The 20,547-nt window shown below is 71.5% G+C and carries 15 protein-coding genes; 5 read left to right on the forward strand and 10 right to left on the reverse strand.

Annotation, left to right across the window (positions count from 1 at the left end; all coding sequences use genetic code 11):
- Nucleotides 1-20: 20 nt before the first annotated feature.
- The 3 genes from OHA89_RS06775 to OHA89_RS06785 all read right to left on the reverse strand — a co-directional run bounded on the left by OHA89_RS06775 (nt 21) and on the right by OHA89_RS06785 (nt 4,668).
- Nucleotides 21-2,417 carry a bifunctional salicylyl-CoA 5-hydroxylase/oxidoreductase gene (locus OHA89_RS06775; RefSeq protein ID WP_406365662.1) on the reverse strand — a complete coding sequence of 799 codons (2,397 nt, stop codon included), beginning with the start codon at nt 2,415-2,417 and terminating at the stop codon, nt 21-23.
- Nucleotides 2,418-2,511: 94 nt separating this feature from the next.
- Nucleotides 2,512-3,009, reverse strand: coding sequence for a thioesterase family protein (locus OHA89_RS06780; RefSeq protein WP_215141712.1), 498 nt, complete (start codon nt 3,007-3,009; stop codon nt 2,512-2,514).
- Between the two features lie 21 nt (nt 3,010-3,030).
- The gene (locus tag OHA89_RS06785; protein ID WP_406365663.1) at nt 3,031-4,668 is read right to left on the reverse strand and encodes an AMP-binding protein; all 1,638 of its coding nucleotides are present in this window, start codon (nt 4,666-4,668) and stop codon (nt 3,031-3,033) included.
- 490 nt (nt 4,669-5,158) lie between these two features.
- On the opposite strand from OHA89_RS06785, the gene OHA89_RS06790 reads away from it, so the two are divergent.
- Nucleotides 5,159-5,761, forward strand: coding sequence for a phosphatase PAP2 family protein (locus OHA89_RS06790; RefSeq protein WP_257553236.1), 603 nt, complete (start codon nt 5,159-5,161; stop codon nt 5,759-5,761).
- Here the strand turns inward: OHA89_RS06790 and OHA89_RS06795 are convergent.
- A complete protein-coding gene (locus OHA89_RS06795) occupies nt 5,751-6,758 on the reverse strand; it encodes a LacI family DNA-binding transcriptional regulator (RefSeq protein ID WP_266613549.1) in 1,008 nt (335 codons plus the stop codon). The two genes, OHA89_RS06790 and OHA89_RS06795, sit on opposite strands and share 11 nt — an antisense overlap.
- 99 nt (nt 6,759-6,857) lie before the next feature.
- On the opposite strand from OHA89_RS06795, the gene OHA89_RS06800 reads away from it, so the two are divergent.
- The gene (locus tag OHA89_RS06800) at nt 6,858-8,231 is read left to right on the forward strand and encodes a cytochrome P450 (RefSeq protein ID WP_406365665.1); all 1,374 of its coding nucleotides are present in this window, start codon (nt 6,858-6,860) and stop codon (nt 8,229-8,231) included.
- A 192-nt stretch (nt 8,232-8,423) separates the two neighbouring features.
- On the opposite strand, the gene OHA89_RS06805 is transcribed toward OHA89_RS06800, so the two are convergent.
- On the reverse strand, nt 8,424-9,143 hold the full coding sequence (locus OHA89_RS06805; protein WP_406365666.1) for a phosphatase PAP2 family protein: 720 nt from the start codon (nt 9,141-9,143) through the stop codon (nt 8,424-8,426).
- A gap of 461 nt (nt 9,144-9,604) precedes the next feature.
- Between OHA89_RS06805 and OHA89_RS06810 the strand changes: the two genes are divergently transcribed.
- The gene (locus OHA89_RS06810; RefSeq protein WP_266613555.1) at nt 9,605-10,849 is read left to right on the forward strand and encodes an MFS transporter; all 1,245 of its coding nucleotides are present in this window, start codon (nt 9,605-9,607) and stop codon (nt 10,847-10,849) included.
- A gap of 118 nt (nt 10,850-10,967) precedes the next feature.
- Here the strand turns inward: OHA89_RS06810 and OHA89_RS06815 are convergent, their stop codons facing one another.
- The 3 genes from OHA89_RS06815 to OHA89_RS06825 all read right to left on the reverse strand — a co-directional run bounded on the left by OHA89_RS06815 (nt 10,968) and on the right by OHA89_RS06825 (nt 13,836).
- A complete protein-coding gene (locus OHA89_RS06815; protein ID WP_266613557.1) occupies nt 10,968-12,023 on the reverse strand; it encodes a tartrate dehydrogenase in 1,056 nt (351 codons plus the stop codon).
- Nucleotides 12,024-12,093: 70 nt separating this feature from the next.
- Nucleotides 12,094-12,981 carry a LysR family transcriptional regulator gene (locus OHA89_RS06820; protein WP_266613559.1) on the reverse strand — a complete coding sequence of 296 codons (888 nt, stop codon included), beginning with the start codon at nt 12,979-12,981 and terminating at the stop codon, nt 12,094-12,096.
- Between the two features lie 3 nt (nt 12,982-12,984).
- Nucleotides 12,985-13,836 (reverse strand): MBL fold metallo-hydrolase, encoded by an 852-nt coding sequence (locus tag OHA89_RS06825; protein ID WP_266613560.1) that lies wholly within the window; start codon nt 13,834-13,836, stop codon nt 12,985-12,987.
- Nucleotides 13,837-13,945: 109 nt separating this feature from the next.
- Here OHA89_RS06825 and OHA89_RS06830 point away from each other — a divergent pair, with 109 nt between their 5' ends.
- Nucleotides 13,946-15,439, forward strand: coding sequence for a carboxylesterase/lipase family protein (locus tag OHA89_RS06830; RefSeq protein WP_406365668.1), 1,494 nt, complete (start codon nt 13,946-13,948; stop codon nt 15,437-15,439).
- Here OHA89_RS06830 and OHA89_RS06835 read toward each other — a convergent pair.
- Entirely contained in the window at nt 15,414-17,498 is a 2,085-nt protein-coding gene (locus tag OHA89_RS06835) for a SpoIIE family protein phosphatase (protein ID WP_266613564.1), read from the reverse strand. The genes OHA89_RS06830 and OHA89_RS06835 overlap by 26 nt on opposite strands.
- Nucleotides 17,499-17,585: 87 nt before the next feature.
- A complete protein-coding gene (gene polX / locus OHA89_RS06840; RefSeq protein WP_406365669.1) occupies nt 17,586-19,313 on the reverse strand; it encodes a DNA polymerase/3'-5' exonuclease PolX in 1,728 nt (575 codons plus the stop codon).
- A 68-nt stretch (nt 19,314-19,381) separates the two neighbouring features.
- Between polX and OHA89_RS06845 the strand changes: the two genes are divergently transcribed.
- On the forward strand, nt 19,382-20,530 hold the full coding sequence (locus tag OHA89_RS06845; protein ID WP_266613567.1) for a CapA family protein: 1,149 nt from the start codon (nt 19,382-19,384) through the stop codon (nt 20,528-20,530).
- The last annotated feature ends 17 nt before the right edge of the window (nt 20,531-20,547 follow it).

Below are 20,547 nucleotides of genomic sequence, written 5' to 3' on the forward strand. Positions count from 1 at the left end.
CGGTTCTCCAGGTCTCCAGGTCAGCGGGCGGCCGCGGCAGCGGCAGCGGGGACGTGCGGAACCCAGCGCTGGTGCACGGGGGCGGAAGCCTCGCGGAGCAGCTGGAGGCGGGGCGGAACGCGGTCGGTGCGCGCACCCGGCGGGCGGCCGCTGCCCGCCTTCCAGGAAGCGGGCCACGGCGCGGCCGGGCCGTGGTAACCCTGGGCGGCCGCGGCGTGCAGGGTCCACAGGGGGTCGTGGAGCTGGGCGCGGCCGACGGCGCACAGGTCGGCCCGGCCGGCCAGGATGATCGAGTTCACGTCGTCGTAGGTGGAGATCGCGCCGACGGCGATGGTGGGGACCCCGGTGGCGTTGCGGATCAGGTCGGCGTACGGGGTCTGGTAGCTGCGGCCGTAGCGGGGCCGCTCGTGGGCGACGACCTCACCGGTGGAGACGTCGATCGCGTCGGCGCCGGCCTCGCCCAGGGCGCGGGCGATCTCCACGGCGTCGGCCTCGCTGGTGCCGCCGTCGGCCCAGTCCGCGGCGGACACGCGGACCACGAGGGCCTTGCCCTCGGGCCAGACCGCGCGCACCGCGCGCAGCACTTCCAGGGGGAAGCGCAGCCGGCCGGCGAGGCTCCCGCCGTAGTCGTCCGTCCGCTCATTGGTCAGCGGCGAGAGGAACCCGGACATCAAGTGGCCGTGGCCGTACTGGAGTTCCAGTGCGTCGAATCCGGCGCGGTGGGCGCGTTCGGCCGCGGCGACGAAATCGCGTGCGATCTCGTCCATGTCCTGCCGGGTCGCCTCCCGCGGGACCACGGCACCCTCGGTCCAGGCCAGCGGGGAGGCGGCGACGAGCGGCCACCCGTCGGCTCCGAGCGGGACGGACCTGCCGTCCGAGCGGGGCACGCTGGTCGCGGCGCGGCGGCCGGCGTGGGTGAGCTGGATGCCCAGGCAGGTGTCCGACTGGCCGTGCACGAAGCCGGCGATGCGCCGCCAGGCGGCCTCCTGCTCGTCCGTGTAGAGGCCGGGGCAGCCGGGGGTGGCCCGGCCGTCCGCGCTGACCGCGGTCATTCCGGCGATGACGACGCCGGATCCGCCCAGGGCCTGGGTGCTCAGGTGGACGAGTTCGAAGTCGCCCGGGACCCCCTCGCGCGCGGTGTAGAGCGCGGTCGGTGGTACGAGGACGCGGTTGCGCAGGTGCAGCCCGCCCAGCTGGAACGGGCGGAACATCGGCGGGACGGTGACGGCGGCGCCGGGCCGGGTGACCGTCAGCGGGCTCCCGTCGGAGTGCCAGGAGTCGATCGCGGTGGTGAACTCCTCGTCGCGTACGCGCAGGTTGTCGTAGGTGACGCGGCGGCTGCGGGTGAGGAGGTTGAAGGCGAACTGCGGGGGCTCCTGGGCCGTGTAGCGGCCGACGTTCTCGAACCATTCGAGGCTGGCCTGGGCGGCGCGCTGGGTGGATTCGACGACCGGCCGGCGTTCGGTCTCGTAGGCGGCGAGCGCCGAGGCCACGTCGGGCTGTTCGTGCAGGCAGGCGGCCAGGGCCAGGGAGTCCTCCATGGCGAGCTTGGTGCCGGAGCCGATGGAGAAGTGGGCGGTGTGGGCGGCGTCGCCGAGCAGGACTACGTTGCCGTGGCGCCAGGAGGCGTTGCGGACGGTCGTGAAGCGTATCCACTTCGAGGCGTTGGGGATCAGGCGGTGGCCGTCGAGGTGGCCGGCCAGGATCTCCTCGCACAGCCGCACGCTCGCCTCGTCGCTCTCGCCGCGGGCGAACTCCCGGTCGGCGAGGGCCTCGAAGCCCGCCCGCCGCCAGTCGTCCTCCGCGATCTCCACGATGAAGGTGCTGCGCTTGTCGTCGTACGGGTAGGCGTGGACCTGGATGCTGCCGAAGTCCCGCTTCTCGACGATGAAGGTGAACGCCTCGAAGACGCGGTCGGTGGACAGCCACATGTAGCGGCAGTGGCGCTCGTCCAGGTCCGGGCGGAAGCTCGCGGCATACGTCTCGCGGGCGGTGGAGCGGATTCCGTCCGCGGCGACCACGAGGTCGTAGCCGGCGGAGAGCTCCTCGACGGGCGGGGCCTCGGTGCCGTAGTGCACCCGCACCCCGAGCTCCGCGCAGCGCCTCTGCAGGATCTCCCGCAGCCGGTTGCGGTCCAGGGCGGCGAAGCCGTGGCCGCCGGAGACGTGGACCTCGCCGCCGTAGCGGACGTCGATGTCGCTCCACCGGGCGAACTCAGCGGACATGGCCGCGAACACCGCGGGGTCGGCCTGCGCGATGCCGTCCAGCGTCTCGTCGGAGAAGACGACGCCGAAGCCGAACGCGTCGTCGCGGGCGTTGCGCTCCCAGACCGTGATCTCCCACTCCGGTGAGAGCTGCTGGGCCAGGGCCGCGAAGTACAACCCGCCGGGCCCTCCTCCGATGACTGCTACACGCACGGTGTTCCTCCTAGTGGTTCCGGACAACAGAATATGTTGCAAATTTGGCGAGCGTCAAGAATGCAGCACATCCTGTGTGGTGCGGTGCATCGGATCACGCGAAGAGCTCGGGGGACTGCGGACCGGCCTTGGTGAGGACCTCGCGTACGTCATCGGGCCAGGCCGTGGATCCGGTGGCGCGCGAAGCCGAGTGGGCGATGACCATGCGCCCGCTCGCGGCCGGCTCCTCCCCCTCGCCGTGGACGGTGAAGGCGTAGTGCAGGGAGCTGGTGCCGACCTTGACCACCTTCAGTTCGGTACGGACGGCCTCGCCGAACCACAGCCGGGCCCGGTAGTCGGCCTCGAAGTGGACGCGGGGCGTACTGCCGAAGAGATGGGCCAGGCCGAGCCGGCGCAGCAGGACGGCCTCGGCCGCCTCGACCCAGCGCACCACGGTGGAGTGGTGGTAGTGGCCGGCCGCGTCCGTGTCGGGCCATTCGACGCGCCGCTCGACGACGACGCTGGGCAGGTTCTGCGCGAGGGCCTCGGGGCATCCGGCGGCGCAGCTGTCCGTCGCTGCGGAGACCGCCTGCCGCTCGTTGGAGGTGTCCATGGTCGTGCCTTTCGTGGACTGCTAACTGGTGGTGAGGTGGGCCCGCTTGCGCAGCTCGGCGCGCTGGAGCTTTCCGTTGCTGGTGCGCGGGAGGTCGGTGACGAACTCGACGGCGCGCGGGTACTTGTAGGGCGCGACGCTCCGCTTCACGTGGTCCTGGAGCTCCTTGGCCGTCACCTCGTCGGGCGCGACACCGGGGCGCAGGATCACGTACGCCTTGACGAGCATTCCGCGCTTGGCGTCGGGGGCCCCGACGACTCCGCATTCCTCGACGTAGGGGTGGGTGGCGAGCGCCTTCTCCACCTCGGGACCGGCGATGTTGTACCCGGAGGAGACGATCATGTCGTCACTGCGGGCCACGTACCAGAAGTAGCCGTCGGCATCCCGGATGTAGGTGTCACCGGTGATGTTCCAGCCGTTCCTGACGTACACGGTCTGCCGCGGATCCTCCATGTACCGGCAGCCCGTGGGGCCGGTGACCGCGAGGAGGCCGGGCTGCCCGTCCGGGACGGGCTCGCCCGCCTCGTCGACCACCCGGGCCCGGTATCCCGGGACCGGCCTGCCCGTCGAGCCGGGGCGTATCTCGCCGTCCGAAGCGGAGATGAACACGTGGAGCATCTCGGTGGCGCCGATGCCGTCGATGATGCCCAGTCCGGTGGCGGCGTGGAACTCCTCCCACACGGCCGTCGGCAGCGCTTCTCCGGCGGACACGCAGCGGCGCAGGCCCGCCAGCTGACCCACCGCGCCGGCCGCCATGATCGCCCGGTAGGCGGTGGGCGCCGTGAAGAGCACGGTGACCCCGTGCTCCTCCACGAGGTCGGCCAGCTGCTGCGGGGCGGCCTGCTCGATCAGCAGGGTGGCCGCGCCCGCGTACAGCGGGAAGACCACCAGTCCGCCGAGCCCGAACGTGAAGGCCAGAGGCGGAGTTCCGGTGAAGACGTCGTCCTGGCGGGGCCGCAGCACATGGCGGGAGAAGGTGTCGGCGTTGGCCAGTACGTCCCGGTGGAAGTGCAGGGTCGCCTTCGGCCGTCCGGTCGTTCCCGAGGTGAAGGCGATCAGGGCGACGTCGTCCGCGGCGGTGTCGACAGCGGCGAACCGCCCGTCCTTCGCGGCGCAGCGCGCGACCAGGTCCTCCTCGCCGGGACCGCCGTAGGCCAGCACGGCCGGGCCGGGAGCGGCGGTGGTGGTCGCGGTGGCGGTGAGTTCGTCGAGGTAGCGGTGGTCGCACACGGCGACGGCCGGCCGGCTGATCTCGTTCAGCTCCGCGAGCTCACCGGCGCGCAGCAACGGCATGGTGGTGACGGCGACGCCGCCGGCCTTCAGCACCCCGAACCACGTCGCCACCAGCCAGGGGTTGTTGGGGCCGCGCAGCAGAACGCGGTTGCCGGGGACGAGGCCGAAGTCCTCGGTGAGTACCTGGGCCACCTGATTGGCGCGTTGCAGCAGGTCACCGTATGTCCACCGGTCCGTGGGAGTCAGCAGACAGGGCCGGTCGGCCCCCCAGCGCCCGACGGCGTCGTCGAGCAGCCGCCGTGCGCAGTTGAGCCGGTCCGGATAGTTCAACTCCGGTAGATCGAAGTGCAGTTCGGGCCAGAGGGAGAAGGGCGGGAGCCGATCGCGACAGAACGTATCGACATGAGCAGACGGGGAGAGCTCCATGGGGCGGCACCTCAATCTCGGGGCAGCAGGGAGAGTGGAGCAAGTATCTCGCTAAACTGGCGACCGTCAATGATGCGCGATATTTGATTTTGTTAACAGCGCGTTGCGCAGCCGCTCGCCGATACATGGCGCCGCACCACTGGTGCGATGGAGTTACACGTGTAACATGCTAGGCATCTCGCCGAAGCGTTTCAAGCATTTCGGACAAACGTTACGAAGGACCGGTAAACGTCGGCGGCGATGTCACCGTGCTGCCCGCGAAGGGCGGCTGCCGCATCTCCCTCGGCGCCCCACGCCTTGCCGCGTTCGGGTCGCGAGTCCACCCACGACACACAGATACGGGCCGCCGGCCGTGCCGCGGCCACGAGAGGCTGCCATGTCCGGTATTCGGGTTGCTCCCCCTGCGGCCCCGGCCACTCCCAGACACCGCCGGTCCACACCCGCTCCGCCACGAGCCGGTGTACTCCCCCTGGGAATCTTCCTGCTGCTCGTGACCGTGCTGCTGGGCGTCCTCGTCCGGTCACACCCCGAACGCCCGCCCTTCCAGGGGCTGGACGAGCGCTGGCTGACCTGGATGGCAGGCCCGCACGGCGGCGTCTACGGAGCCGTGGCGGCCGTCCTGAACTGGTTCGGGGGGCCGCTGGGAGTGGTCGTTCCCGTCGGTCTGCTGATCTTCCTGATCGTGCGGAAGCGCTGGTGGTCCGTGGCCTACCTGCTCACCACCTACCTGGTGGGGAGCATGGCCTTCGTGCAGGTCCTCAAACACGTGGTGGACCGGCCCCGTCCGGCGAACCCCCTGGTCCGGGTGGACCACGGCTCGTTCCCTTCGGGTCACGCCGCCGGGGCGGCGCTCCTCGTGGTGATCGTGGGCGCCCTGCTCGTACCGGCGGCGCGACGGCGTGCGTGGTGGATCTCGGGCACGCTGTTCACCGCCGCCATGATGTGGAGCCGGACCTGGCTGCACGCCCACTGGCTCACCGACACGGTGGCCGGCGCCGCGGTCGGCGCCGGCGCCGCCCTGCTGTTCTGGTGGCTGTTCAGAGGGAAACTGGCCCGCGAGAGCGCCGTCTCCCGGGGCCGCCTCAGGAGCTGAGCCGGTGGACCAACTCGGCCTCCACGCCCGGCACCGGCGCCGCCTCACCCTCCTCGATCAGCGCATGGAGGGTGTCGGCGATGACCGCCGCCGACGGCAGGTGCAGGCGGACCGTGGTCAGCGGCGGCTGCTGCAGAGCGGACGGCACGAGGTCGTCACAGCCGACGACGGCGACCTCGTCCGGCACCGCGATGCCCTCGCTGCGCAGTGCGTGCATGAGGAGAGCGGCGTATTCGTCGTTGAAAGCGAACACGCCGTCCAGGCCCAGGTCCGTCCAGCGCGCGGCCAGGGCCGCGGCGGACTCGCGCGTATAGGCGAGTTCCACCGGCTCGACGGTCGCCAGGTGCCGGGCGGCGACCCGCTCGGCGCCGGCCAGCCGCGGCCCGCCGAAGGCGTCCAGGCCGCGCTCTCGCGGCATGACCACGCCGATCCTGCTCCGCCCGCGGGCGATCAGATGCTCTACGGCGACTTCACCGACACGCCCGTGGTCGAACACCACGGTGTGGATTCCTTCCACCGGACGGGCGGCGACGGCGAGCAGTCCGCGCACCCCGGCGCGGCGCAGGATGTCGCCCGCCTCGCCGGTGATCCGGTCACCGTTCATGGCCAGCACCGCGGCGGGCCGCAGTTCCGCCCACGACCGCGCGGCGGTCGCCTCGTCGGGGAAGCGGCCCGTGTGGAGCACCGTCGTGTAGCCGTGGCGGTCGAGTTCGCTCTGCAGATCGTCCACCCAGGTGCTGACCAGGCTGCCGATCGCGGAGACCGACGCGGGGAGCAGTACCAGGTTGCTCCGCCCGGCACGCAGGGAGCGGGCGGCGGCGTGCGGCACGTATCCGAGGTTCCCAGCCGCGGCCAGCACGCGGGCCCGGGTGCCTGCGCTGACCCGGTGGCCCTGGGTGTCGTTCAGGACGAAGGACACGGTGGCACGGGAGACCCCCGCCAGGCGGGCCACGTCGGTGCTCGTGACCGAGACAGCACCGGGCGTTTCTTTCGCCATGACGTCCTTCTTCGCTCGCTTTTCCGGCCCGCCGACCGCTTCACCCCACAAGGTTACACGCGTTACCGACCGGCATCAGACATGCACGGAGGGAATTCGATGGACCAGAACAGTCAGTCACCGCACGAATGCCCAGTTCCGTTTCACGGCGGTCTGGTCCCCCTGCACGGCGGCCTGCCCGACCAGGATCCGGGCCGTTTCTACGAGGGCCTGCGCAGGCACTGGGGGCCGATCGCCCCCGTGGAGCTCGGTCCGGGTGTCGGGGCCTGGCTGGTGATGGGCTACCAGGAGGTGCTCGAGCTCGTGTGGAACGAGCGGGCCTTCTCCAGCGACGCACGCCGCTGGAACTCGATCACCGAGGGGTCCCTGCCCGAGAACTCCCCGCTGCTGGCGGTACTGGGCTGGCGTCCGGCCCTGAACCGCCTCGACGACCAGGCACACCGCCGGCAGCGCCGGGCCGTGACCGAGACCTTGAACGGCATCGACCTGCGCCGGCTGCGCAGCGCGGTCAGGCAGCAGGCCGAGGCGCTGGTGGACGGATGGGCCACGGACCGTACCGCCGATCTCGTCAGCCAGTACGCGCGTCCCCTGGTGTGGTCCGCCTTCAGGATGCTGGTCGGACTACCCCGGTCCGAGGAGCGCAGGCTCGGCGCGCTGCTCGGCTCGATCGCCGGGGGCGCCCACGACGCGGCCCGCGCCGAGGCCGAGCTGACAGGGATGTTGCACCGTCTGGTCGCCGCGAAGCGTGAAGTGCCCGGCCCGGACCTCACGTCATGGCTGCTGGCTCATTCCGCCCCCCTGACCGAGGCCGAGGTGGCCCACGGCCTGGCGGCGGTCCTCCTCTCGGGAGGGGAGAGCACCATCGGGTGGATCAGCGGCACGATGCGCCTGCAGCTGGGCGACGCGCGTCTGGACTCGGCGGTGGCCACCGGTCAGCTGACCGTCCGGGACCTCACCGACCGCGCGCTGTGGGACGGCTCGCCGGTCCCCAACATCGCGGGCCGCTGGGCGCGCAACGATCTCACCTTCGCGGGATGCCGGGTGCGCGCCGGCGACCTGCTCATTCCCTGCCTGGCGGCAGCCAACACCGACCTGCGCGTCCACGGCGCACAAAACCTCGGCAGCCGCGCCCACTTGGCCTGGGGAACCGGCTCCCACGGATGCCCCGCCAAGGACGTGGCCCGGTCGATCGCCGAGACGGCCGTGGACGTCCTGCTGCGTCGCCTTGGGCAGCTCCGCCCCGGCGTTCACGCCATCGCTCCACCCCGGCAGCCGTCCCTGTGGTCCGGCGCCCCGGACGAACTGCCGGTGGTGTTCGCCCCGGTCCGGCCGGTCCGCCCGAACGCCGCGGCCGGCGCGCCCGCGACCTCCACGGTGATGGGAGTACCGGCGAAGCGGAAGGACGAGCGGGCGGCCGACAGCGGCTCGAAGCCGCCGCAGTGGAGCTGGTGGAACTCCATCAACGGCTGGTGAGGCCCCCTCAGGGGTGGCGGCTGCCGGGCCGCGGGGGGGCAGTTGCCGGGTGCGGGTGGCAGCTGCCGGGCCGAGGCGGCTGCCACCCCGCCCCGGGCGCTCCCGCCGCGCACCCGGGGCCGGGCCGCCGCCACCCCCGGCGCGGCGTCCCCCGCAGTTAGATTACACGTGTAACAGCCGGGCAGCAGGACCTTAGAGCCACAGGCGGTCCTCCGCGGCGAGCGCCGCCTCCCGCTCCAGCAGCGGAGCGAAGGCCCGGTGGAGCAGCAGACACACCCCGCCTCCCGCGAGGGCTCCGGCGGCGGTGTCGCTGAGCCACTGCGCGTGCAGCCAGGTCCGGCTCCACATCATGGCCGCGACGTACAGCGCGCCGAACAGCCACCACCAGCGCCGCGTGCGGGGCGAAAAAAGCACGACGCCGATCACCATCACCAGCGTCACAGCCGTGAACACCTGCCCGGACGGGTACGAGCCGTCGTTGACCAGCACCAGCGGATGCGGCGGCCTCGGCCGGTCGACCATTGACTTCAGCGGAAGGACCACCAGCATGTTCGCCACGACCGAGGCCGCGAAGACGAACAGCCCCGACCTCCAGCGCCCGTAGACACACAGGCCACCGGTCAGCGCCAGCGGGAAGACCACCCCCAAGGGGCCGCCCAGCCTGTCGAGGAGGTAGGCGAAATCGGCGGCCGACCCGCTTCCCCCGCCGCCCGTCCACCGCGCCCAGCTGTCGTCGAGCGACTGGAAGAACGGCGGCCGCTCACCTCCGAGCAGCAGACCGATGGACAGGGCCATCAGCGAAAGCGCCGCTCCGGACAGCAGCGCGCCGCGTGGCGCAGGGGCGGGGACGTGATGCCGCGAGGGGAAGGACGGCATCAGGGGCGGACGTCCTGCAGAGGTCGGATCGATCATGTTTGCCTCAATCGTGGTCACCCTCCCGGCGCTTGAACGCAGGAAGGGACGGGACACGGGTGCACCGGTCCGACGGCGAGGATCGAGCGCGACGCGTCTCGCTCTGCGATGCAAGCCGGAGGAATGCGGGGAGGGCGGCGCCGACGGCTTCACCGATGGGCGGCGGTCGGACCGGGGCGGCGACGGGCGGTAGCGTCGCGCCAGCGGGGAGTATCGCGCCTAGCTGACCGTCGCCACGAATGCAACATAACTTTTGGACATCGTGGCCGATCTGGACGGTCGCGGCGAGGCGAACCGCGATTCCAGCCCTAGCCGGGGGCCCGGATCACGTGCTACACAGTGCTCACACACCCGCTAACACGTGTAACTAGACGCGTCCTGGTCCAAGGGCCCGTCCCCGCCGCGCGCCACGCGATCCCGCGGCCCCCTCCCCCTTTTGCTCCCTTTCCCCAGGAGTCGTCATGACTGCCGACGAACTGTCCGAGACGCGCACCCACGAGGAGCTCAAAGCTCCCGGGCAGCGCGGACTCATGTTGCTGCTGTTGCTGGCCAACTCGTCCATGCTGGCCGTCTACATGGGTGTCGGCTCGGTGCTGCTGCCCACGCAGATCGCCGCGATCGACCCGGAGAACAAGGTCGCCGTCCTGGGGGTGATCGGCGGGATCAGCGCGGTCTTCGCGACGGCCTTCAACCCGATCGCCGGCGCTCTGTCCGACCGGTCCGGCCGTCGCAACCCGTGGATCCTGGGCGGCGCCCTGGCTTCCCTGGCCGGGCTGGCCTTCCTCGGCTCCGTCCGGACCGCACTGCTCGCCGGCATTGCCTGGTGCCTGATCCAGGCCACGATGAACGTCTATCAGGCGGCCGTCACCGCCGTCGTACCCGACCGGGTCCCGGCAGCGAAGCGCGGCACCGCCTCCGCGGTGGTCGGGCTGGCACTGCCGATCGGCGGCACCGTCGGCGTGCTGATCGCCTCGCAGACCGTGGGGCACGTGCGTACGGGATACCTGGTCTTCGGCGCCCTGGCCGCCGGTTCGGCGCTGCTGCTGAGCGTGTTCTGCCGAGATGTCCCCCGGTCCGAACCGGCGGCGGCCGTGCCCGTGCGCCAGCAGATCGCGGCATTCCTCTCGGCGCTGGCCAGCCACGACTTCCGGTGGGCCTTCATCGGCCGCGCCCTCATGGTGCTCGGCTACTTCTCGGTGATCGGATACCAGCTGTACATCCTGGACGACCACATCGAGTTGCCGGCCGGTCTCTCCCCGGCCGCCGCGATGGCCGTCCTCACTCCGGTGACGATGGTCGCGATGGCCGTGTCCACGGTGGTCGGCGGTGTGCTGTCCGACCGCTGGAACCGGCGCAAGGTGTTCGTCGGGGTCTCGGCCGCACTGGCCGGGCTCGTCATGGTGGTCCCCGTGATCAGCCCGACCTGGACCGGCATGATCGTCTTCAACGCTCTCAACGGTCTGGCCTTCGGCTGCTTCATGGCCGTCGACACGGCGCTCGTCACCCTGGTCCTCCCCCGGGCCGAGAACGCCGCCCGCGACCTGGGCGTCCTCAACATGGCCAATGCCGGGCCGCAGATCATCGCCCCGTTCATCGCCTCGGCCGTCGTGACCGCCTTCGGCGGATACACCCCGCTCTTCCTGGCCGGCGGCGTGCTCTCACTGCTCGGCGCACTCGCCATCCTGCCGATCCGCACCGTGCGCTGACCCCCTCCCGGGCCGCCTCCCGCACTGCGGCGGCCCGGGCCTCGTCTCCGGCGGGCGAACGCCGAGGGTCGTTCGCCCGCCGGATCCTTTCCCTCGACCGCGGAACCGGCGGCCCCCGTCAGAGGTGCCGGAGGACCGCGGCGGTGAAGTCGGCGGTGGAGGCGGAACCTCCGAGGTCACGCGTCCGCACCGAGGTGGTGGCCAGGACGCGGGCGATGGCGTCGGTGATGTCCGCCGCGGCCCCGGGGTGGCCGAGGTGGTCGAGCATCATGGCGGCGGACCAGATCGCGCCGATCGGATTGGCGATGCCCTGCCCGGCGATGTCGGGTGCAGATCCGTGGACCGGCTCGAACATGGAGGGGTACTCACCCCGCGGGTTGAGGTTGGCGGACGGAGCGATGCCGATGCCGCCGGCCACGGCCGCCGCCAGGTCGCTGAGGATGTCCCCGAAGAGGTTGGACGCGACGACGACGTCGAAGCGGGCGGGGTCGAGGACGAACTTCGCGGCCAGCGCGTCGATGTGCTCCTGGTGCCAGTCGACCGTCGGGTACTCGGCGGAGCGCTCTTCCACCAGCTCGTCCCAGAACGGCATCGTGTGCACGATGCCGTTGGACTTCGTCGCCGACGTGAGGCGGCCGCCGCGCCGTTCGGCGAGGCCGAAGGCGAAGTCGAGGACCCGGGTCACTCCCGCCCGCGTGAACACGGCTTGCTGCACGGCCATTTCATCGGGAAACCCACGGTTCATCCGACCGCCGATCTCGCTGTACTCGCCTTCGGTGTTCTCCCGGACGACCACGAAGTCCACCTCGCCGGGCGTGGCCGCGCGTACGGGGCTGGGCAGGCCGTCGAACACGCGGATCGGGCGGAGGTTGACGTACTGGGCGAAGGCCCGGCGGATCGGGATGAGCAGCCCCCACAGGGACACGTGGTCCGGCACACCCGGGTAGCCGACCGCGCCGAGCAGGATCGCGTCATGACGGCGGAGCTGTTCCAGGCCGTCCTCGGGCATCATCGATCCGAGTCGCAGGTACCGCTCGCAGGACCAGTCGAACTGTTCGTAGGTGAAGGCGATGCCGTGGCGCTGGCCGACGGTGTCGAGTATCTCGCGTGCGGCCGGGAGGACTTCGGTGCCGATGCCGTCACCGGGTATGAGGGCGATGCTGTGGTTCGTCATGCCTCGCATTCCAGCAATCAGGCATCGTCCGGGTCCAACACGTATCTCCGATGTGCCCCATAGGCGGGTCCTATGAGCCGGCTGGACGGCGAACGGCGATGTCCAGGAAGGCGCGGGCAGCCGGTGTCAGCTGCGCGTTGCGGCTGACCATGATGTTGCGCTGCACGGCGGGCGGCTCCAGGTCCAGGACCAGCGCTCCGGCCCGCTCCGACAGGCCTGCCCAGGATTCCGTCACCACGGCCAGCCCTACGCCGCCCAACACCAGGGGCAGGAACGCCATGCGGTGTTCCGTCTCCACGGCGATGCGGACGTCGATGCCCTGTGCTTTCAGGTCGTCGACGTATGCGCGGATTCCGGTCCCCCGCTGCCCGACGATCAGCCGGTGCCCTTCGAGCTGTTCGCGTTGCACCGCCCGGCCGGCCGGGAAGGGGCCGTCCTTCGGGGTGACCAGCACGAGCCGGTGATCTCCCACGTGGTGCGGGACGATGTCGGCACGCGACAGCGGTGACGAGGTGGTCAGCAGCCCGAGTTCACACCCTCCCGTGCGTACCCTCTCGACCACGTCCGCGGGGGTCAGGGCGACGCGCAGGCTGAGGGTCACCGCCGGGTGGCGCTCGGCGAAGCGCTGGACCATGGTGCTGAGGGGTTCGACCGTGGGTGAGGCCATCGCGGCGATCTCCAGGCGCCCCCCGCGCAGTTCACGGACTGCGCCCACGCCGGCCCTGGCCAGCTCCAGGGCGTGCAGGGCTTCGCGGGCCGGCTGGACCAGTGCGGCGCCCGCCTCGGTGAGGACCGCCTTCCTGCCGAGCCGGTGGAAGAGGCCGCTGCCCACGTCGCGCTCCAGCACGTGGATGGCCTGCGACAGGGACGGCTGGGATACGTAGAGTGCCCCGGCCGCGCGGTTGAAGCCGCCGTGGTCCACGATGGCGAGGAAGTACTCCAGCTGCCGGAAGTCCACGGCTCAGCCCCGCCGGCCGTCCGCGACGAACCGTACGCTCCCGTCCCCGCCGCGCTGGAGGACGCCTGCCGTGGGGGCGGGGAAGTGCGTGCCGACGATCAGCGTGCCCGTGTCGGCGTACCGCTCGACGAATGCCCGCCGGGTGGCGGCGGCCAGCGCCGCGTCGGTGTCGGCGAGGCTGGGGACATCGGGTTCGATGAACTGGACCGGGTGGTGCACGAGGTCACCGGTGATCACCGCGCGTTCCGCCCCGGATTCGACCACGACCGCGACCTGTCCCGGGGTGTGCCCGGGAGCGGCTTCCAGGCGCACGCCGTCGCACACCCGGTGATCGGTTTCGACGAAGTCCACGAGACCTCGGTCGAGCAGCGGCCGCATCGTGTCGCGGAGGCCCGCGTCCGCCTCGTCGGCCCGGTGCTCCCATTCCACGCGTGTGACCAGGTGGCGTGCGCGGGGAAAGGTCGGCACCCACTTCCCGTCCACCAGGCGGGTGTTCCACCCGACGTGGTCGAAGTGAAGGTGGGTGCACACCACGGTGTCGATCGATTCCGGAGGGTAGCCGAGGGCGGCGAGGTCCTGGAGCCACGCCGAGTCCAGCATGCTCAGGAACGGCACCGAAGGCCGGGCGTTGCCGACGCACGTGTCCACGAGGATCCTGCGCGTGCCGGTGTCCACGAGCAGCCCGTGCACCGAGATCACGAAGGTGCCGTCCGCCCTGCTGAACTCGGGCGCCGGCCAGGGGTACCGCTTCAGGAGCGCGGTGTCGTCCGTCCGGAGCGCCGCCGTGAGGGGCACGGTGACCTCCGCCTCCAGCACCTTGTGCATCACCGTCGTACCGATGCGCCACGTCGTCATTCGAGCCTCCACTGTATTGATGGATCGAATAATATTGACGGACGCCATAAATACGCAATAAATTGGAGTGGTCCAAGATCCTCGATCCCGGTCTGGAAGGACGCACTGGATGGGTTCCGCTCAAGGCCGCACCGCGCCCGTCGTGAACACGCGATCGGGCCCGGTCCGCGGCGTAGTCGAAGACGACCTGGTCGTGTTCAAGGGCGTGCCGTACGCGGCGCCGCCCGTCGGGCCCCTCCGGTGGCGCCCTGCGCAGCCGCATCAGGGGTGGAGCGGCACGCTCGACGCGACGGCGTACGGCCCCGGTTCGCCGCAAGCCGTCCGCGAGGGCGACCCGATACTCGGCGGCCACGGCTTCCCGCCCTTCGACGAGGACTGTCTGACGCTCAACGTGTGGACGCCCGGCACCGACGACGCCCGCCGTCCCGTCCTGGTCTGGATCCACGGCGGCGCCTTCATCTCCGGGTCCGGGGCGATGCCGAACTACTCCGGCGAGACCTTCGCCCGGGGCGGCGACCTGGTGGTGGTGAACCTCAACTACCGGCTCGGACCGCTCGGCCTCCTCTCCTTCGCCTCGGACGACGGCGCCGAGTGCGGCAACGTCTGGCTCACCGACCAGCTCGCCGCGCTGCGTTGGGTCCAGGACAACATCGCCGCCTTCGGCGGGGATCCCGGCAACGTCACCGTCGCCGGCCAGTCCGCCGGCGCCCTTTCCACCGCGGCACTCGCGGGCCACGGAGGTGACGGCCGGCTGTTCCGCCGAGCCATCCTCCAGAGCGTCCCGCTCGCCATGCCCCTCGCCACGCCTGACGAGTCCCTTGCCCGCACCGCCGCCTATCTGGAGATCGTCGGCGTGAAGGACGTGGACGAACTGCGCACGGTGCCGTGGCCGCGACTGGTCGAGGCCACCGCCGGACTCCTCGCGGCCACCACGCAATGGGGCCACTGGACCGCGCCGTTCATGCCGGTGCTCGACGGCTCGACCGCACCACGGCAGCCCGCCCTGAACCTGCTCGACGGTCCGGGCGCGGACATCGACGTCCTGATCGGCTGGACCAGCGAGGAGTCCGCGTTCACCTTCGCGCTGGGCGAGACGTACGCGTCGGCGACCAGGGAACAGGTGCTCCGCCGGGCACGGGACGGCTTCGGCGACGGCGCGGCAGAAGCGTACGCGGCGTACGAGGCCGCCCGCCCGGGCGCACGGCCGATCGACGTACTCATCGACCTGACCACCGACGAGCTGTTCAGGAAGCCCACCCTGGCGTTCGCGGAAGCGCGGGCGGCGCGGGGCCGCCCGGTCTGGGCGTACGAGTTCGGCTTCCCCACCCCCGCGCACGAGGGCCGCCTGGGTGCCCCGCACTGCCTGGACCTGCCGTTCGTCTTCGACAATTTCGCCGCGTGGTCGCACGCGCCGTTCCTGGCGGGCATGGACACCGGAAGCAGGGACGGCCTCGCCGGCACCATGCACCGGGCATGGATCTCGTTCATACGCAGCGGCGACCCCAACCACCCGGCCATGCCCCGCTGGGACCGCTACGACCAGCAGTCCCGCACCACCATGCGCTTCGACACCGTCACTACGGCCGTTTCACATCATCGATAGCCTGCTCCGTCCAGATGGTCTTCCCGGTACGGGTGAACCGGCTGCCCCAGCGGTCGGCGAGCTGGGCGACGAGGAAGAGGCCGCGCCCGCCTTCGTCCGTCTCCCGGGCGCGGCGCAGGCGTGGCTGGGTGCTACTCGGGTCGGACACCTCGCAGATGAGCTTCTCGTCCCGGATGAGCCGGAGCCCGACCGGGCCGCCGGCGTACCGGATGGCGTTCGTGACGAGTTCACTGGCGACGAGTTCCGTCACGAAGCCGAGGTCCTCCAACTGCCAATCGGACAGCTGGCCCGTCACCAGCTCGCGGGCATGCGCCACGAGGGACAGGTCGGCTTCGAGTTCCCACTCCGCGACCTGATCGGACGAGAGGGCGTGGGTACGGGCGAGCAGCAAGGCGACGTCGTCGGCGGGCTCTTGGGACAGCACGCTGTCGAAGACGCTCTGGCAGATCTCGCCCAGGGGCCGGCTCGAGTCCGCGCCGGCGAGCGATCTCCGCAGTCTCTCCATCCCCTGCTCGATGTCGCCGCCGCGGCTCTCGACGAGCCCGTCCGTGAAGAACGCCAGCATGCTGCCCGGCTGTACGCCGAACTCCGTTACCTCGAACGGCATTCCGCCGACTCCCAGCAGCGGTCCTGGCACCATGCCGACGAAGGCCGGCTCCTCACCGGGTGACAGCAGGGCCGGCGGCGGATGGCCCGCGGTGGCGGCGGAGCACTCTCTCGTCACCGGGTCGTAGACGGCGTACAGGCACGTCGCTCCGAGCACGGCCGTCTCGGAGCGGGATTCGCCGGTCGTCTGTTCGCTGGAGAGACCGAGCACCAGGTCGTCCAGGTGTGTGAGGAGCTCACCCGGATCCAGGTCGACGTCTGCCAGGGTCTGCACTGCGGTCCGCAGCCGCGCCATGGCCGCGGTGGCATCGAGGCCGTGGCCGACGACATCGCCGACGACGAACGCCACGCGCAGCGACGGCAGGGGGATCACGTCGAACCAGTCCCCGCCGACTCCCGCACCGCCGCCCGCCGGCTGGTAGACGCCCACCGTCTCGGCGGCCGTGAACTCCAGGGCCGAGCGCGGCAACAGGCTTCGCTGCAGAGCCTCCGCCGACCGGTGTTCCTTGGTGAAACGGCGAGCGTTGTCCACGCCGAGTGCGGCCCTGGACACGACGTCCTGGAGGAGGGCGGCGTCCTGCTCGCCGAACGCGGCGGGCAGCTGGCTGCGCCAGACCGTCACGCAGCCGAGGATCAGACCTCGTGCGTACAGCGGCACCGCCACGGAGGAGTGCGCCCCGCTGGGGACGAGCAGCGGCAGGCTCTCGGGATCCACGCCGAGCCTCGCGCCGAGACCGGCGATGTCGGACACCAGCACCGGCCGTCCCTCCATGAGGGGACGCATCAAGGCACTGTCCGATACGGGAGGAAGTGCCTCTCCCACCGCCAGGAGGGCCTCCGCGGAGATCTCCGGGCTCTGCGCGGCAGCGGTCCGGCGCAGCCGGACGTCGCCGCTGGCCTTGAGGTGTGCCGGCTCGTCGCCCACCAGCACCGGCTCCGCGAGATCCACGGTCGCCAGGTCCGCGAAGTCGGGGACGAGCAGATCGACGATGGCCTCGGCCATCTCCGTCACGTCCAGGGAGGCGCCGATCGTCGCGGCGGCGGCCTGGGACAGCTCCGTACGGCGTCGCTCCGAGTCGCGCTCGGCAGCCTGCGCCGCGGTTTCGGCCGACGTGACCAGTACCAGCCACGCAGCACCCGACGCGGAATCGCCCTCAGACCGCGTCCGTGTCCGCGTCCCGAGCCGGACCACCGTGAACGCCAGGCCGCCCGCCCTGCCCGACCGGTCCCCGCCGAGCGCTCCCACGAGACGCCCGCCCGGGCCGGCTTCCGCTCCCTTGCTCGGAAGCACCGCCAGCAAGGGAGCGCACAACTCCCCTGGCGAGCACTGCAGCAGCGTCGCAGCCGTCCCGGAACAGGCGATGACCACGCCCTCGTCGTCCAGTACGACGGCTGCCGTGTCCATGACCGACGCCGAGGTCGGGCTCGGGCCGCGATGCTCCGGTTCGCGCATGTCGCCTCCACACGGCGTGACCTTCAGTATCCCGCCCGGGGGCCCACCCGGCGACCGGGCCCCGCACGAGCGTCCGGCAGTCCTGCGTCAGGCCCCCTTCCCGGCCAGAAACCTTCGCAGCCTCGTCAGGGGCCACGTGTTGACGACGTCGTCCTTGGTCAGCCAGCCGCGCTGCGCCGTCGCCACCCCGTAGCGCATGTACGGCAGGTGCGTGGTGGCGTGCGCGTCGGAGTTCACGGCGAACTTCACGCCGTACCGCTTTGCGCGCAGGATGTCCTCGTCGCACAGGTCGAGCCGCTCGGGATGGGCGTTGATCTCCAGCACGGTGCCCGTCCGCGCGCAGGCCTCGAAGACGGCGTCGAAGTCGGCGTCGATGCCCGGGCGCTTGCCGATCCGGCGGGTCGTGGGGTGGCCGATGACAGCGACGTTCGGGTTCTCGCAGGCGCGGACGAGGCGGCGGGTGAGTTCCTGCCTGCTCTGGTTGAAGTGGGAGTGGACGGAGGCCACGCAGATGTCGAAGTCCGCGAGGAACTCGTCGGGCCAGTCCAGGGCGCCGTCCGGGCCGATGTTGAGTTCCGTGCCGTGCAGCAGCCGCATCCGGTGGTGCGCGCCGTCCAGTGCGCGGACCTGCTCGCGCTGGGCGAGGATCTTCTCGCTGGTCATGCGCTGCATGGACAGGTTCGGGGCGTGGTCGGTGACCGCGTAGTACGCGTAGCCGCGGGCGGCAGCGGCGGCGATCATGTCCTCCAGCGGGGCCAGCCCGTCGGTGAGGTCGGTGTGGGTGTGCAGATCGCCGCGGATGTCCTTGTCCGCCAGGAGGTCGGGGAGTTCGCCGCGCAGCCCGGCCGCGATCTCGCCGCGGTCCTCGCGCAGCGTCGGCGGTATCCAGGGCAGCCCGAGCGCGGCGTATACGGCCTCCTCCGTCTCGGAGGTGACGCTCTCGCCGCTCTCGGTGTCGAAGAGCCCGTACTCGGAGAGCTTGAGGCCCTGGCGCACCGCGAGCTCCCGGGTGCGGATGTTGTGGGCCTTGGAGCCGGTGAAGTACTGCAGCCCCGCGCCCCAGGAGGCGGGCGGCAGGACCCGTAGGTCCACCTGGAGGCCGATGGTGGTCCGTACGGAGGTCTTCTTCTCCCCGTGGGCGATGACCTCGGCCGTGTGCGGGTGGGCGGTGAGGGCGTCCATGAAGGGGGCCGACCGGCGGGCGGCCACCAGGATGTCGACATCGCCGATGGTCTCCTTCATCCGGCGCAGGGATCCCGCGTACGCGCACCGGACGCAGCCGCGGATGTCCGACAGTTCGGCGACGAGCTGCTCGGCGACCTCCATGGCCGCGCTGACGAGGATCCGGCCCTCGCCGGCCTTCTGCAGCACCGAGATGCCGTGCAGGATGTTGTCCTCGGTGCGCTCGCCGAAGCCCTTCAGGTCGCGCAGCCGCTCCTGCCGGATGGCGTCGACCAGCTGGTCGACCGAGGTGATGCCCAGTTCCTCGTACAGCAGCATGGCCTTGCGGGGGCCGAGGCCCGGAATCCTGATCAGCTCGCGCACCCCGGCCGGTACGGACGCCCTGGCCTCGTCGACGAAGGGCATGCGGCCGGTGCGCAGGTACTCGAGGATCTTGTCGGCGACCGATCTGCCGACGTTGGGGATCTCGCGCAGGCCCTTGGCGTCGAGGGTCGAGACGTCCTGCGGGTAGCCCCCGACGGCGCGGGCGGCCTTCTCGTAGGCGCGCGCCTTGAAGGCTTCCCCGCCTCGGATCGCGACGAGGTCGGCGTACTCCTGGAGGAGCGCCTCTACCTCGTCGTTGGCTCGGGCCATGTCTCCAGGGTGCCCCCGCGTGCCCCGGGCGGGCACGCGGGACGCCCGCGTGTGGCTAGCCTGGAGACATGGGCGGCGAGCTCGTGACGCTGTTCCTCGCCGGTGACGTGATGCTCGGGCGCGGCGTCGACCAGATCCTTCCGCACCCCGGCGATCCGGGCCTGGCGGAGGCGTACGTCACCGATGCCCGCACGTACGTCGAGCTGGCGGAGGCCGCGAACGGCGCGGTTCCCCGGCGGGCGGCCTTCTCCTGGCCGTGGGGAGAGGCACTGGACCTCCTCGACGCGGCCGCGCCGGATGCCCGGATCCTCAATCTGGAGACCTCGGTCACCCGGAGTGACGACGCCTGGCCCGACAAGGGGGTCCACTACCGGATGCACCCCGCCAACCTGCCCGCTCTGGCCGCCGCCCGGCCCGACGTCTGCGTCCTCGCCAACAACCACGTCCTGGACTACGGCCGCCGCGGGCTGGCCGAGACCCTCGGCTCGCTCGCCGACGCGGGGCTTCGGACGGCGGGGGCCGGACGGGACCTCGCCGAGGCGCGGCGGCCCGCGGTCCTTCCCCTCCCCGGGGGCCGGCGCCTGCTGGTCTTCTCCCTGGGGATGGCCTCCAGTGGTATCCCCAGCAGCTGGGCCGCCACGGCGGAACGCAGCGGGATCGACTTCCTCTACGAGGCCTCGGACGCCGCCGCGGCCGACGTGGCCGGCCGTGTCCGGCGGGCGAAACGGTCCGGCGACCTCGCGGTCGTCTCGATCCACTGGGGTTCCAACTGGGGCCACACCGTCCCGCGCGACCAGATCCGCTTCGCGCACGCGCTCGTCGACGGCGGCGCGGACCTCGTCCACGGGCACTCCTCGCACCATCCGCGCCCGTCCGAGGTGTACCGGGGGCGTCTGGTCCTCTACGGCTGCGGCGACCTGATCGACGACTACGAGGGCATCGGCGGCCACGAGCGGTACCGGGACGATCTGCGCCTGCTGTACCTCGTCTCGCTGGAGCCGGACACCGGGCGGCTCGACCACGCCCGCCTCGTCCCCCTGCAAGCCCACCGAATGCGCCTGCGGAACGCCTCCCGGGAGGACTCCGACTGGCTCCACGCGGTCCTCACCCGCTCCAGCCGGGAATTCGGCACCCGCATCACCCGCGACCCGCGCGGCGACCTCACCGTCCACCCGGGGACCGGATCCCGCCTGCCGCCGGTGGGGGTTCACCCGTAACCGATCGGACACCGGCG

Source organism: Streptomyces sp. NBC_01546 (assembly GCF_045208355.1).
In the GTDB taxonomy this organism is placed as follows: Bacteria; Actinomycetota; Actinomycetes; order Streptomycetales; family Streptomycetaceae; genus Streptomyces.

Bases quoted from the DNA above. Each gene is read 5' to 3' on its own strand.
- OHA89_RS06780 (WP_215141712.1), bottom strand. From the start codon at position 3,009: ATGGACACCTCCAACGAGCGGCAGGCGGTCTCCGCAGCGACGGACAGC.
- OHA89_RS06785 (WP_406365663.1), bottom strand. From the start codon at position 4,668: ATGGAGCTCTCCCCGTCTGCTCATGTCGATACGTTCTGTCGCGATCGG.
- OHA89_RS06795 (WP_266613549.1), bottom strand. From the start codon at position 6,758: ATGGCGAAAGAAACGCCCGGTGCTGTCTCGGTCACGAGCACCGACGTG.
- OHA89_RS06800 (WP_406365665.1), top strand. From the start codon at position 6,858: ATGGACCAGAACAGTCAGTCACCGCACGAATGCCCAGTTCCGTTTCAC.
- OHA89_RS06805 (WP_406365666.1), bottom strand. From the start codon at position 9,143: ATGATCGATCCGACCTCTGCAGGACGTCCGCCCCTGATGCCGTCCTTC.
- OHA89_RS06810 (WP_266613555.1), top strand. From the start codon at position 9,605: ATGACTGCCGACGAACTGTCCGAGACGCGCACCCACGAGGAGCTCAAA.
- OHA89_RS06815 (WP_266613557.1), bottom strand. From the start codon at position 12,023: ATGACGAACCACAGCATCGCCCTCATACCCGGTGACGGCATCGGCACC.
- OHA89_RS06825 (WP_266613560.1), bottom strand. From the start codon at position 13,836: ATGACGACGTGGCGCATCGGTACGACGGTGATGCACAAGGTGCTGGAG.
- OHA89_RS06830 (WP_406365668.1), top strand. From the start codon at position 13,946: ATGGGTTCCGCTCAAGGCCGCACCGCGCCCGTCGTGAACACGCGATCG.
- OHA89_RS06835 (WP_266613564.1), bottom strand. From the start codon at position 17,498: ATGCGCGAACCGGAGCATCGCGGCCCGAGCCCGACCTCGGCGTCGGTC.
- polX (WP_406365669.1), bottom strand. From the start codon at position 19,313: ATGGCCCGAGCCAACGACGAGGTAGAGGCGCTCCTCCAGGAGTACGCC.
- OHA89_RS06845 (WP_266613567.1), top strand. From the start codon at position 19,382: ATGGGCGGCGAGCTCGTGACGCTGTTCCTCGCCGGTGACGTGATGCTC.